General features: G+C 36.5%; 12 protein-coding genes. 9 read left to right on the plus strand and 3 right to left on the minus strand.

Features of this window, described 5'->3' with window-relative positions; genetic code table 11:
• The first annotated feature begins 304 nt into the window (after nucleotides 1-304).
• The 9 genes from FBR08_RS02170 to mgtE all read left to right on the plus strand — a co-directional run bounded on the left by FBR08_RS02170 (nucleotide 305) and on the right by mgtE (nucleotide 12,481).
• The gene (locus FBR08_RS02170; RefSeq protein ID WP_158961199.1) at nucleotides 305-1,546 is read left to right on the plus strand and encodes an ABC transporter permease; all 1,242 of its coding nucleotides are present in this window, start codon (nucleotides 305-307) and stop codon (nucleotides 1,544-1,546) included.
• Nucleotides 1,547-1,608: 62 nt separating this feature from the next.
• Nucleotides 1,609-2,073, plus strand: a complete 465-nt coding sequence (locus FBR08_RS02175) for an SgcJ/EcaC family oxidoreductase (RefSeq protein ID WP_158961200.1) — start codon at nucleotides 1,609-1,611, stop codon at nucleotides 2,071-2,073.
• A 101-nt stretch (nucleotides 2,074-2,174) separates the two neighbouring features.
• Complete coding sequence (locus FBR08_RS02180; RefSeq protein ID WP_158961201.1) at nucleotides 2,175-2,771, plus strand: hypothetical protein; 597 nt, start codon at nucleotides 2,175-2,177, stop codon at nucleotides 2,769-2,771.
• A gap of 30 nt (nucleotides 2,772-2,801) precedes the next feature.
• On the plus strand, nucleotides 2,802-5,051 hold the full coding sequence (locus tag FBR08_RS02185; protein ID WP_158961202.1) for an ATP-binding protein: 2,250 nt from the start codon (nucleotides 2,802-2,804) through the stop codon (nucleotides 5,049-5,051).
• 3 nt (nucleotides 5,052-5,054) lie between these two features.
• Complete coding sequence (locus tag FBR08_RS02190; protein WP_158961203.1) at nucleotides 5,055-5,687, plus strand: response regulator transcription factor; 633 nt, start codon at nucleotides 5,055-5,057, stop codon at nucleotides 5,685-5,687.
• A 336-nt stretch (nucleotides 5,688-6,023) separates the two neighbouring features.
• The gene (gene rpmH, locus FBR08_RS02195; RefSeq protein ID WP_002990519.1) at nucleotides 6,024-6,185 is read left to right on the plus strand and encodes a 50S ribosomal protein L34; all 162 of its coding nucleotides are present in this window, start codon (nucleotides 6,024-6,026) and stop codon (nucleotides 6,183-6,185) included.
• A gap of 143 nt (nucleotides 6,186-6,328) precedes the next feature.
• On the plus strand, nucleotides 6,329-9,181 hold the full coding sequence (carB, locus tag FBR08_RS02200; RefSeq protein WP_158961204.1) for a carbamoyl-phosphate synthase large subunit: 2,853 nt from the start codon (nucleotides 6,329-6,331) through the stop codon (nucleotides 9,179-9,181).
• 403 nt (nucleotides 9,182-9,584) lie between these two features.
• On the plus strand, nucleotides 9,585-10,895 hold the full coding sequence (rmuC, locus tag FBR08_RS02205) for a DNA recombination protein RmuC (RefSeq protein ID WP_158961205.1): 1,311 nt from the start codon (nucleotides 9,585-9,587) through the stop codon (nucleotides 10,893-10,895).
• A gap of 272 nt (nucleotides 10,896-11,167) precedes the next feature.
• Nucleotides 11,168-12,481 carry a magnesium transporter gene (gene mgtE / locus FBR08_RS02210; protein ID WP_158961206.1) on the plus strand — a complete coding sequence of 438 codons (1,314 nt, stop codon included), beginning with the start codon at nucleotides 11,168-11,170 and terminating at the stop codon, nucleotides 12,479-12,481.
• A 35-nt stretch (nucleotides 12,482-12,516) separates the two neighbouring features.
• On the opposite strand, the gene FBR08_RS02215 is transcribed toward mgtE, so the two are convergent.
• From FBR08_RS02215 to FBR08_RS02225, 3 genes are all read right to left on the minus strand, one after another.
• A complete protein-coding gene (locus tag FBR08_RS02215; protein ID WP_158961207.1) occupies nucleotides 12,517-12,747 on the minus strand; it encodes a hypothetical protein in 231 nt (76 codons plus the stop codon).
• Between the two features lie 27 nt (nucleotides 12,748-12,774).
• Nucleotides 12,775-14,016: an MFS transporter gene (locus tag FBR08_RS02220; RefSeq protein WP_158961208.1), complete on the minus strand. Its 1,242-nt coding sequence runs from the start codon at nucleotides 14,014-14,016 to the stop codon at nucleotides 12,775-12,777.
• A 299-nt stretch (nucleotides 14,017-14,315) separates the two neighbouring features.
• Nucleotides 14,316-14,561, minus strand: coding sequence for a hypothetical protein (locus FBR08_RS02225; RefSeq protein ID WP_158961209.1), 246 nt, complete (start codon nucleotides 14,559-14,561; stop codon nucleotides 14,316-14,318).
• Nucleotides 14,562-14,563: the final 2 nt, after the last annotated feature.

The following is a 14,563-nucleotide window of genomic DNA, read 5'->3' on the forward strand; positions in this document are numbered from 1 at the left end:
ATATTCATTGCTCACCAATATAAAATATAAACCTAATGAAATAAAGAAGAGAGCGGAGAATTTTTCTAAATAAAGAAAATATTCTCTTTTATTTGAAAAAACAACTTTTTTCGTGCTTTTGCTTTTTTGTTGACTGGGAGTTTGTTGTTGGGAGGTGTCCAATTGTCTATTCTAAAACGGTCAACCCTATTTAGGGACGTTCAGGACGTTCCCCTTTCCCCTCTCTTCTCTCTTCTCTCCATATTTAACAACTTTTCCCTACCTTTACTTGTAACAGTTCACCCCTTTCAGCTACTAATCAGACATGTGGAAAATAACGCTTGAAAATATAAAAATTGCAGCAACGAGTATTAAGAGTCAACTTCTTCGTACCTGTATTACGGTATTTATTATTGCTATTGGTATTTGGGCTTTAGTAGGGATTCTATCGGTTGTTAATGCATTAAAACATACGATTGTAGCGGACTTTTCTTCCATGGGGGCAAATACCTTTACCTTAAGTCAATATGATACAGCAGGTAAAATCGCAAAAAACCAATCCACTCAAGTAGAGAATCCACCGATTACCTATGCACAAGCACAAGATTTTAAAACGCGTTATGCCTATCCTTTTTCTTCAGTTTCCCTGTCTTTTACTGCAGCGAGTAATATTGAGGTCAAAAATGATTACGCAAAGAGTGATCCTGAGGTTAGTATTGTAGGTTGTGATGAGAATTACCTGTCTAACAGTGGCTTACAAGTGGAAGTAGGAAGGGGGTTAACCTATACAGACAGTAAAAACAATCACTTTGTTTGTGTGGTAGGTTCCGATTTTTCCAAGAACATGTTTAAGGGACAATCCCCGATCAACCAACAGATTTCAGTTCGCGGTTATAAATTCAAAATCATTGGTATTTTAAAAGAGCAAGGAAGTACATTTGGGCAGAATGAAGATCAGCGTGTTTTTATTCCCCTTCAGCTTGCGCGTACTATTTTCAACGAAACGAACATCAACTATACCCTTAAAGTTGGGGTACTCCAAGAAGGCTTACTCAACGAAGCAATTGACCAAGCAACGATAGACTTTCGAGCGAGTCGCAATCTCGCTCCCGCAAATCCTTCTAATTTTGGTATCGAACGCAGTGATGATATGATTCGCTCCTTAGAAAAGCAAGTAGACATCTTGAATATGGCAGCTTGGTTAATTGGAATGATTACCATTTTGGGGTCTTCTATTGCCTTGATGAATATCATGCTTGTTTCTGTTACTGAACGCACCAAAGAAATTGGCATTCGCAAATCACTAGGGGCAAAAAGAAAGACAATCGCACAGCAATTTTTTACTGAAACGCTAATCATTGGTCAATTAGGTGGATTAATAGGAACAATGTTAGGTATTGGCACTGCTTACCTGATGACTTCCCTCCTTCATTTTACGTTTGCCATTCCTTGGGAGGCTATTTCAGCGGCTTTTATTACCACCTTAGTTGTTGCGGTTATTTCGGGCTTATACCCTGCTATAAAAGCATCGAAATTAGATCCAGTAGAGGCACTTCGTTACGAGTAAGTTAATTCGCGGTATAAAATCAAACCCTCTACTTATTTTTGTGTGATATTTAAAAACATAACATGACTAGAACCTTACCTGAACATATTGCCGAACAGTTTGTTGCCGCATGGAATCAATATGATGCGGAGCAATTAGCCGCAATCTTTGTTGATGATGCGGATTTTGTTAATGTTACAGGATTGTGGTGGCATAACAAAGAAGCTATCTATCAAGCTCATGCCTATGGTTTAGGCGTTATTTTCAACCACTCCAAATTGGAATCAAAGCGCACCAAAGTTAGATATATTACTGATGATATTGCCACCGTACATGCTCGAATAAGACTCAGCAATCAGACAGCATTAGCGGAAAATGTCCCTCCGCATATCCGAAACACTTTATTCTTATTTGTGGTTCAAAAAATAGACGGAATTTGGTTTTGCCTCGCTGCTCAAAATGCAGAAGTACAAAGTGGAAAAGAGACGTTTATCAAGAAAGAAGACGGTAGTCTTGAAGCAGTTAACTACGGAAAATTCAAGAAGTAAACCAAACACGTTTTAGGATCCACTTAAATTCATCATTTATAGGGAGTACAACAAAAGTGTAGATTCGCTATTTTTGTAATCAACGAACAATCTTTCTATTTATGAAGACGCTTTTATTAACCTTAGCCCTAGGATTGGGTGCTTTTAGCTTGACGCATGCTCAAGAAATTTCAACTAAAAACATCTTGATTAGACAAGGAAACACAACAATTGAAATTAACCAAAAAACACAAAACATCACCCTAAAACCCGAGCGTTTTAGCCTAGAGTTTTTGAACAAGCCGTATCAAGAAAGACAAGAGCTTTTCTATTCGGCCAAAGCACTATTAACCGACAACAGTCAATTTTCCAATACATACGAATCGATGTCCTTTGACGACATCGCATTTTTTAGTCCAGGGACGGGATTTGCAGCGACTTTTGATGAAAATCAGTTTTTCCCAAATTTAAGCGAGGATGGACATCAATACTTGTATTATGCGTCGAATAGCGATCACCGCATCAACAAAATTGGCAAACAAAGAGAATGGGATATTTATCAATGGAATCTCGATGGGGTAACGATTGACGGGAATGAAATTGCTTGGAAAAATTATCGCATTGGCGAATTATATCTTTACTTTGTTGTTGATCGTAATTTAAATAATAGCATCGATTCGGATGAACATCATTTAATTCGAATCTCTTTTCAAAAATAACCAACATCATTCGTTTCTAAGTACTTATTCATGTCAAATTCTCCTAGAGCACACTTATTTCTACTTTCTTTCTTTTGGTGCGTACTTCTTTGGTGCGCTCCTACTGCAATGCATGGGCAAGAAATAGTGACAACCTATAAAGAACAATATGACAAGACTGTAGCTGGAAGTGCGGAGCGCTTTGAATTGGTAGGAAAATACGCCCAAGCGTTATTTTTCCAAGAAAAACAACAAGAAGCGACACAAGTACTAAAAGAAAACATTCGCATCGCTGAAAGACAAGAAGACAAAACCAATGCGGCTTATCTTTATTCAATTTTAGCGATGAACGCCCAACTCAATGAAAATACAACAGAGGCTAAGAAGGCGATAACAAAGGCTTTGGATTATGCGCAACAAATCGACGCTTATGAAATCAAGGCCTATGTTAACTATTGTCGTGGTTGGATGTATGTCCGAGATAATCAAGAAGCTAAAGCTGTTCACTCTTTGTTGATTGCAATTTCACTTTATGAGAAAGCCCCTCCTTCGCCTACAAAATTAGTTCGATTGTCAGCTACATACAAAGAGTTAACTAGCATTTATGCGAGTTGGGATGATTATGAATTACAAGAAAAATACAGCAAACTTACCCTCGATATTGCCATTCAACAAAATAATCCAAATGCGTTATTCGACGCCTATATGATGATGGGGTATTTATACGAAAGTGAATTTGCTCAAAATACCCATAATATTTATGCGAGAGATTTAGCCGAAAAATATTATAAAAAGGCCATCAAAACCTATGAAAACAATCGAGAAACGATTCCTTTTCGATCCGATTTGGCCTTTGTAGCTAATAATTTAGCGAGTCTCTACTTGCGCGCTTTTCCGAAACAATACAACGAACAAGCTTCTTATTATGCTAACCTAGCCCTACAACAAGCCAAAGAGACGCATCAGGTAAATTTCCTAGCCTCATCCTATGGGATTTTGGCTGAAATTGCGCTACAAACAGATGATAGAAAAACGGCCACGGCTCATTTGCTTTCTGCCTTAACGACCATTAACAGTACTCATTTACCAGATAAAAACACCTTGCTTTCCATTTATGAAAGTTTAGCGCAATTAAATGAGACTGAAGAAAATTATCTAGGCGCTTTACATTTTCAAAAACTATACTTGCAAACGTATCAATCAATATACAATAAAGATAAACTAGAAATTAGCAGACGACTAGAGGCTCAATATGAAAAAGAACAACAAAAACAGCAATTGCTGACGTTGCAATTATCATCTGAAAAAAAAGAGCAACAAATTAAGCTAATGAAAACCATAGGTTTACAGCAAAAGCAAGAGTTGGAGAATCTAAAACTCTCAGAGGAGAACCAGCGCAAACGACTTGAGATTAGTCAACTAGAAACCGAGACACATGCCCAAGCATTAAAACTCTCTCAGTTGGAAAACGACAATAAACTATTGGATATCCAACACTTTAAAAAGACACTTTCCTTTCAAGAAAAGGTCAAGTTTTACTTTCTATCCCTAGCGATTGCCTTGGCTGTTTTACTTCTTGTTTTACTCTATGTGTACAAACAGAGAACCAAGAGTATGAAACAACAAAAGGAGTTATATAACTTGGCTTTAGAAAAAGAAAAACAACACGCTAAAATCGCAACGCTGACAGCTTTGCTAGATGGGCAAGAACAAGAGCGATCCCGTTTAGCACGAGATTTACACGACGGTTTAGGAGGACTCCTTTCTGGGACTAAAATTCAACTGAGTACATTAAACAACAAGATAACCGACGCCAATAAGCTTGAAATGACAAAATCCATTGAGCATTTAGATAATGCTGTGGATGAGTTAAGACGAGTAGCTCATAATTTAATGCCTGACTTACTGCTCAAATATGGCTTGGAAGAAGCACTTAAAGAATATGCCAATCGCATGTCTACCGATCAATTGGATATTGATGTCCAATTTTTGGGCTATACCGATACCTTACAACAAGACAAGCAGTTATTAGTATATCGCATTATTCAAGAATTAGTCAACAATGCCTTAAAACATGCAAATCCTCAACAAATCATTATTCAACTCGTTGAAAGCGAGAACTCCTATTTAGTTACCATTGAAGATGACGGTTGTGGTTTTGATCTACCCCAAGTACAACAAACCCAATCTGCAGGATTACACAACATTCAATCACGCGTGCAATTCTTGAAAGGAGAATTACACATTCATTCGGAACAAAACCTTGGAACAAGTATCGATTTTCAATTCCCAAAACAATAAAACATGATAAAAGTAGCGCTAACGGACGACCACCCTTTATTATTAGAAGGATTAAAAAATATTTTAAACAAACAGGAGAATATTCAAGTCACGGGTTGTTATCCTTCCATAGACCACTTGCAAAAGGGGCTGAAAAAAAATCCCCCTCATATTTTATTGCTCGATATTAATTTAGAAGACATTAATAGTTTAGATTGGATTAAACCTTTGAAGAAAAAACAGCCTGAAATGCAAATCATCATGCTTAGTGTTCACAATGAATATGCGGTAATTAATAGTGCACTACAGGAAGGAGCTTCAGGATATATTCAAAAAAATGCTTCTGTAGATGAAATTGTACAAGGCATCTATACGGTATACCATCACAATCCCTACTTGTGTTCGCAAACACAGGTGGTATTAGAGAAAAAAAATAAAAATGGATTAAACACCATTCCAAAGCTCACCCGACGTGAAAAAGAAGTTTTGGTAGAAGCAGCACAAGGTTTCACAACTCAACAGATTGCCGATCGTCTGTTTATCAGTACACATACGGTAGATAGTCATCGCAAGAATTTGATTGAAAAATTTCAAACAACAAACCTCAGTTCGGTGATTACCTTAGCCATTGAATATGGTTTAATCAAAAAAGCATAAAATTGAAGCAACAAGTCCAGATTTAAAATAAACCGCTATTTTTTGGCATCAAAGATTTTTTTTAATTTTCTTAACAGAAAAAACGGTTATATGCGCTACAAAACCCTATTTTCAGGCCTTAAAAAAAATATTTTTCTTATCTTTGGACAGATGACTTATTCTTTTCTCCTTAGAAATAGGGATTAAATAAGACATAATCGCAAGTTTCTAAAAATATTTTACAAAAAGACTTTGTAAGAATCAAATGACTTTATATATTTGCACTCGGTTTTGGCGCAAGTATATCAAAGCTGAATTTTTTGAAAAGTAAAATACTAAGATTTAAAGATAAACGCAATGAGCAAGAGAACGTTTCAACCTTCAAATAGAAAAAGAAGAAACAAACATGGTTTCATGGAAAGAATGTCTACTCCTAACGGTAGAAAAGTATTAGCTGCAAGAAGAGCTAAAGGAAGACATAAATTAACTGTTTCTTGTGAAACAAAACATAAACATTAATGTTTTGATTAAAATATAAATAAAGGTGTTACTCATTTGGTGGTAACGCCTTTTTTTATACTTTGTCGGAAGCATCACAATACAATCACACACACTATACTTACTTTTTTACTAAAGTAGTACATAATAAACAACACAAGAAAATGCCTAAAGACACTTCTATCAAGACCGTTTTAATCATTGGTTCAGGACCAATCATCATCGGACAAGCTTGCGAATTTGATTACTCAGGTTCACAATCAGCAAGATCATTAAGAGAAGAGGGAATTAAAGTTATCTTAGTTAACTCGAATCCCGCAACAATTATGACCGACCCATCGATGGCGGATCATATTTATCTAAAGCCATTAACTGCACGTTCAATTATTGAAATTTTAGTTGCTCATCCAGAAATTGATGCTGTATTACCAACTATGGGAGGTCAAACAGCGCTAAACTTATGTCTGGAATGTGATGAAAAGGGAATTTGGGCAGACTTTGGTGTTCGTTTAATTGGTGTAGACATTAACGCGATTAATGTTACAGAAGACCGCGAACAATTCAAACAGTTATTAGAGCGTATCGATGTACCTGCTGCGCCAGCAAAAACAGCTACTTCTTACCTACAAGGAAAAGAAATCGCACAAGAATTCGGTTTTCCTTTAGTTATTCGTCCTTCCTTTACTTTAGGAGGTACAGGTGCAGCTTTTGTTCACCACGCAGAAGATTTTGACGATCTATTGACAAATGGACTTGAGGCTTCTCCTATTCACGAAGTTTTAATTGACAAGGCGTTATTAGGTTGGAAAGAATACGAATTAGAATTATTACGCGATAAAAATGACAACGTAGTCATCATCTGTACCATCGAAAATATGGATCCTATGGGAATCCATACCGGAGATAGTATCACAGTGGCACCAGCGATGACTTTATCGGACAGAACCTTCCAAAGAATGCGTGATTTATCTATCAAGATGATGCGCAGTATCGGAAACTTTGCTGGAGGATGTAACGTACAGTTTGCTGTTTCACCAGATGAAAAAGAAGATATCGTTGCAATCGAGATTAACCCACGTGTTTCTCGCTCATCGGCTTTAGCTTCTAAAGCAACGGGATACCCAATTGCTAAAATCGCAACGAAATTAGCCTTAGGATATACTTTAGATGAATTGCAAAACCAAATTACAAAATCTACTTCTGCTTTATTCGAGCCAACATTAGACTATGTAATTGTAAAAATCCCCCGTTGGAATTTTGATAAATTCGAAGGAGCAGATAGAACCTTAGGATTACAGATGAAATCGGTTGGAGAAGTAATGGGAATTGGACGTTCTTTCCAAGAAGCCCTACACAAAGCAACGCAATCGTTAGAGATTAAACGCAATGGTTTAGGAGCAGATGGTAAAGGAAATACGAACTACGACCAAATCATCGACAAACTAACGCATGCAAGTTGGGATCGTGTATTCGTCATCTACGATGCAATTCAACACGGTATTCCATTGAGCAGAATCCACGAAATCACGAAAATCGATATGTGGTTCTTGAAACAATATGAAGAACTATATCTATTAGAAAAAGAGATTTCAAACTATACCATCGAAACGCTACCAAAAGATTTGTTACTAGAAGCAAAACAAAAAGGATTTGCTGATAGACAAATTGCTCATATGTTGAAAACATTAGAGAGTAAAGTTCACGATTTAAGAGATAAAATGGACATTCAACGCGTATTCAAATTAGTGGATACCTGTGCGGCTGAATTCCCTGCAAAAACACCATACTACTACTCTACTTTCGAAGCTGATATTCAAAAGGCAGACGGAACGAGATACGTGTCAAACGAAAGTGTTGTGACAAACAAGAAAAAAGTAGTGGTTTTGGGATCAGGACCTAACCGTATTGGTCAAGGGATTGAGTTTGATTACTCTTGTGTACACGGAGTTTTAGCTGCAGAAGAAGCAGGATATGAAACCATCATGATTAACTGTAATCCTGAAACGGTTTCAACGGATTTCGATACAGCTAACAAATTGTATTTCGAACCTGTATTCTGGGAGCACATTTACGATATTATCCGCCATGAGAAACCAGAGGGAGTAATTGTTCAATTAGGAGGTCAAACGGCTTTAAAATTAGCAGAAAAATTACACCGTCACGGAATCAAAATTTTCGGAACAAGCTTCGACGCATTAGACTTAGCAGAAGATCGCGGACGTTTCTCTACCTTATTAGAAGAGTTAAACATCCCATTCCCTCAATTCGGCGTAGCTAAAACGGCAGATCAAGCGTTGCAGTTAGCAGATCAATTAGACTTCCCTTTATTAGTTCGTCCATCCTATGTATTGGGAGGACAAGGAATGAAGATTGTCATCAACAAAAAAGAATTAGAAGAACACGTAATTGATTTATTAAACCAAATCCCAGGTAACTCGCTTTTATTAGACCATTATTTAGATGGAGCAATCGAAGCAGAAGCAGATGCGATTTGCGATGGTGAAAACGTGTATATTATCGGAATCATGGAGCATATTGAGCCATGTGGAGTTCACTCAGGAGATAGTCACGCTATGTTACCGCCATTTAACTTAGGAGAATTTGTTTTAAATCAAATCAAAGACCACACAAGAAAGATTGCAGTTGCCTTACAAACAGTTGGTTTAATCAACATTCAGTTTGCCATTAAAGACGATATCGTTTACATCATCGAAGCCAATCCAAGAGCTTCTAGAACGGTTCCTTTTATTGCAAAAGCGTATGGTGAACCCTATGTAAATTACGCAACAAAAGTAATGTTAGGTCACAACAAAGTAACTGACTTTACTTTTAACCCACAATTAAGTGGATATGCAATTAAGACACCAGTCTTCTCTTTTAACAAGTTTAAAAATGTAAATAAAGCTTTAGGCCCAGAGATGAAATCAACAGGAGAAAGCATCTTGTTTATTGACAACTTAAGAGATGATCAATTCTATGAAATCTATTCACGTAGAAAAATGTACTTAAGCAAATAAGATTAAAAATCCCGCTTCCTATGAGCGGGATTTTTTTTTTCACTTGTTTGTATCTGAAACGAGCATCTTCAGTGTTGCATCTGCTATTAATATGCCTAACATCCGAAGCCTCCGCACAATTCGAATGCCCTGCATTCTCCACCTGCCTAACTTTATTGACGCTGTTTTTAGTATAAACTACACCACTTTATTTCATTATAATACGTTTGTTCCAGTTCGTAAAGTGTTTTCGGCAATACTCTGTCTTCTCACAAATATCTCCGTGTACAAAAATATAAAAGGTTGTTCTGTTCGTTAATTAAAATAAACACCCCCCTTTCTTTTTGCGATAAATAAGCACAAACAAAACGATACCTAAGAACCGAATAATACCTATTTTTGGAGTTGAATCGAATTATATACCATGTCACAAGAAATTATCTTAAGTCTTTTAGTTCTCGCTACTTTTATTATTGCCTTTTTCGTTGGAAAAAAGACAACAAATAAGGGGAATGATTCTTCCCAAGTAATCCAATTACTAGCTGAAAAAGAATTCCTCGCACAACAAATAAATCAAGTAGAAAACGATAAAAAAAAGGTTGAAGAACAAACCGAAATCCTTCGACAAGACAATCAAGAACTCATCGCACGTATTTCTATTCGCGAAACAGAACTACTTCATTTAAAGGAAAAGCTTGATTTTCAGCAAAAACAAACCCTAGAATTACAAGAGAAGTTTACAACGCAATTTGAAAATCTAGCCAATAAAATACTCGAAGAAAAAAGCGATAAATTCACGCAGCTAAACAAAGCTCAAATGGAAACTATTTTAACGCCTTTACAAGAGAAAATAGGTTTATTTGAACAGAAAGTGGAGCAAACACACAAGGAGAGTATTGATCATCATGCCGCTTTGCGTCAGCAAATTTTTGGTTTGCAACAAGTACACGCCAAGATGAGTGAAGAGACATTGAATCTAACCAAAGCCTTGAAAGGCGATAATAAAATGCAAGGCAATTGGGGAGAAATGATTTTGGAAAGCGTATTGGAAAAATCGGGCTTAGAAAAAGATCGAGAATACAAAACGCAACAAAGTTACACCAGTGATCACGGCAATCGCTTACAGCCTGATGTAGTCATTTATCTACCAGACCATCGTCATTTAGTAGTGGATTCCAAAGTTTCCCTGGTTGCGTATGAGCAATACATCAACACCACCGAAAAACAGGAACAAAACCGCTATTTACAAGAACACATCTTGTCAATTAAAAGACATATCGAAAACTTATCCGACAAGAATTACTACGAGCTATACAAAGGCACCAGCCCAGACTTTGTCTTGTTATTTATCCCAATTGAAACTGCTTTCTCCATCGCAATAAACTCAGATAATACACTGTATACCAAAGCATTCGAAAAGAATATCGTCATCGTTACTCCTTCCACTCTACTCGCTACTTTACGCACGGTAGAAACGATTTGGAGACAACAAAAACAACAGGAAAATGCCTATGAAATAGCGCGTCAAGCAGGTTTATTACACGATAAATTTGTTGGATTAATCAACGATTTAACCAAAATAGGTAGAAAATTAGACGAAACGCGAAATGAATACGACAGTGCATTCAACAAGCTCAGCCTAGGAAAAGGTAACTTACTGACTTCAGTTCAGAAATTAAAAGACATGGGAGCCAAGACAAAAAAGACAATTGATCCCGATTTACTTCAAGAATAACTATTGGTGAGTTGATGAGTTGTGAGTTGTGAAAAACGTAGAAGGTATTTGCTTTAAAGGACGAAAATCTCATCGCCTCTCCATCCCATCGCCTGACAAAAAAGCAACCAACAACTTCACAAAATATAATCTCTCCCTACCATCAGGTCTGCTTAATTTTGATTACTTTTATTATTAGAATATGATTAGAAATTTTAATTTCCTATATCTAAGCTTTACTTTTGCATTCGAATTGAAAAAATGATTGTTAAACACTTTATAAAATTCTAACTATGTTTTTTAAAGATATGCACCCAGCCGACGTTGCTGAAGCTATTTCAGCAATGAGAAGGAGAGAACGAAATCTTCATTTTCTAAAGCTTTCCCCCGAACTGAAGGTCGAAGTGTTTTCATTTTTAGAGATTAATATTCAAGAAGAAATTGTGCGCAGCATGACACGAGAAGATTATGCTGAAGTACTCAATAACCTAGAACCTGATGATAGAACAGAATTACTAGAGAATTTTCCTGATGAATTAATCAAATATTCTATCAACTTATTAAATGACACCGAAAAGCAAATTGCGTTAAATTTAATAGGCTATAAAGAAGACAGTATTGCGCGCTTGATGACGCCTTTATATATTCAAACGAAAGCCAATAAAACGGTTAAACAAGTTTTTCAGCACATCAAAAAATACGGGAAGAAGGCAGAAACGCTAAATTATATTTACGTAGTTGATGACCACAATGTATTAATTGACGACTTACAAGTGGGGCAGCTATTATTGGCTGACGAAGATACCTTGATTGCTGATTTAATTGATCACACCTTTGTTTCTTTGGTCACGACTACACCAATGGAAGAAGCCTTTGACGACTTTGAGAAATACGATCGCTCTGCTTTACCGATTATCACAGAAAAAGGAGTACTCGTTGGTATTGTTACCTTTGACGATATCTTGGATAAAATTAAAGAACGCGATACAGAAGATATCCAAAAGTTTGGGGGGATGGAAGAATTGGATCTATCCTATACGCATACCCCCCTGTTTGAATTGGTTAAAAAACGTGCCGGATGGTTGATTGTGCTCTTTTTAGGAGAAATGCTAACGGCTTCGGCCATGAGTTATTACGATCAAGAGATTGAAAAAGCGGTTGTCTTAGCCTTATTTGTACCCCTAATTATTTCCAGTGGAGGAAATTCAGGTTCACAAGCCGCCTCCTTAATTATACGCGCCATGGCTTTAGGTGAATTAAAACTAAGTGATTGGTGGTATGTCATGCGCAAAGAAATTGCCTCTGGATTGATGTTAGGTGGTATCTTGGGAGTTATCGGTTTTGTGCGTATTTTTATTTGGCAAGAAGCTGGTATCTATGATTATGGTGAGTTTTGGTTGTATGTAGGTTTAAGTGTTTCCGTTTCCTTACTGTTCATTGTACTCTGGGGAACCTTATCGGGATCGATCATCCCATTCGTCTTGAAAAAGTTTGGTATGGACCCCGCAACGGCTTCTGCACCCTTTGTAGCCACTTTAGTAGACGTTTCTGGTTTAATCATCTACTTCACCATTGCCGCGCTATTCCTCTCTGGAAAACTATTATAACAAAGAAAATAAATCACATAAAAAAATCCGATGCGTTAGTTCGCATCGGATTTTTTTATGTTAATTATTGTTCCTTCTGGAACAAATACTTGTTGACGATCTGTCTGATAATACAACTGGAGATTTACTGAATCTTGATAGCTCTCAATGTGCATTTTATAATCATCTGCATAAGATACCCCTTGTTGAACACTTTCTCTTTGCGTTTGACAAGAAGCAACTGCAACGAATACGACGCTAGCAATTAAAAAAGAATATATTTTCATCTTGTTATTTTTCAATAAGTTACGAAATTATTCTTCTCTAAATGCAACTTTTTTCATATTGGGTAAAAAGCAAGCAATAATACCCAATAAAGGTAAATACGCACATACGCTATAGATATATTCAATTGACGTATGATCCGCCCACCACCCTAAAAGTGCTGAACCTAGTCCTCCCATACCGAAAGCGAATCCATAGAACAACCCAGAAACCATTCCGATTTTCTTAGGTAACAATTCTTGTGCATATACTAAAATAGAAGGAAAAGCAGAAGAGATAATAAATCCGATGATAACAATTAAGATACCCGTCCACGCTAAACTCACATGAGGGAGCAACAAGGTAAATGGTGCCGCCCCAAGAACTGAAAACCAAATGATGTATTTTCGTCCGACTTTGTCTCCTAAAAACCCTCCAATTAACGTACCTAAGGCTACGGCAATCAAGAAGTAAAATAGATATACTTGGGCTTGAACTTCTGTAATGCCAAATTTATCCATCGTATAGAATTGGAAATAACTCGAAATACTCGCTACATAAAAATACTTAGAGAAGATCAATAGTAAAAGTACTACAATAGCACTATTTACGCGGAATGAAGATAATTCTGGAATTAATATTTTCTTTTTTTGTTTAGTTGCAGCATGGCTCAACACTCCTTTATACCAAGTTCCTATCGCATAATAAACAAACTGAGCAACAATCGCAATGGCAACAAACCACAGTAATTGCTGTTGTCCGGTTGGCAAAACAATCCAAGCAACCAATAAGGGTGCTAAAGCAGTACCTGTATTTCCGCCAATTTGAAAAATGGATTGGGCTAAACTTCGCTTTCCTCCAGAGGCTACATAAGAAACACGAGATGATTCGGGATGGAAAATAGACGATCCTATTCCAATACAAGTGACCGCTACCAATACCCAAATATAACTCGGTGCAAAGGCCAACAAGATAACTCCCAAAGTAGTACACAACATACCGTAAATTTGCGAATACGGTTGCGGTTTTTTATCGGTATAATTTCCTACTAAAGGCTGCAATAAGGAAGAGGACATTTGATAAAAGAACGTGATCAATCCAATCTGTGCAAAACTCAATTGATAATTTTCTTTCAAGAGCGGATACGTTGCAGGAACGATCGCTTGTAGTAAATCATTGCATAAGTGTCCGAAACTAATAGCCAATAAGATTGGATAAACGGTCTGATGCGATAATGTTTGTTTATTAACCTTATCCAACACCTTATGCTGGATACTTAAAATTTTGTTCATACCCTAAATTTTAAAGTATACAAAGGTAACGAATTTTCATTCCTTCATTCTTTTTACTGTTTCAAAATAGCATTACTACCAAAAGCGTGGTGTTTTTTTCACAATCGTTTTAATAGTTAAAATTATACACCAAAAACTTTACTTAAATGCATCATTTACACCAAAAACCGAAGACCAAAAATCCACAATTCTCAATAAAACCTCAACAAACAGCACTTTCACTGCTAGATTAAAATAAAAAAACAGCGATTAAAGAGAATTCTTTACCGCTGTTTTTTATACCTTTTGTTCAGATGGAATTAGTCTTCTAACTCTTCTGATTCCACATATCTTGCCATTTCTCTTTCGTAGAATTCTCCCGCTTGTACCACTAAAGCTTCCATCTCTGCTTCTACTTCTGATTCTTCTGACTCTTCAATTGTTTCTAAAAACTCAATTTCATCTGTATTTAAGTTGATGATGAAACGAGGAAACTCTAAGTGTATAATAAAGATATCATCTAAATGATCTGTATTATCTGCTAAAACAAATTTTGGTAATTGCATTA

Origin of the sequence: Myroides fluvii, assembly GCF_009792295.1 — a bacterium.
GTDB classification, from domain to species: Bacteria; Bacteroidota; Bacteroidia; order Flavobacteriales; family Flavobacteriaceae; genus Flavobacterium; species Flavobacterium fluvii_A.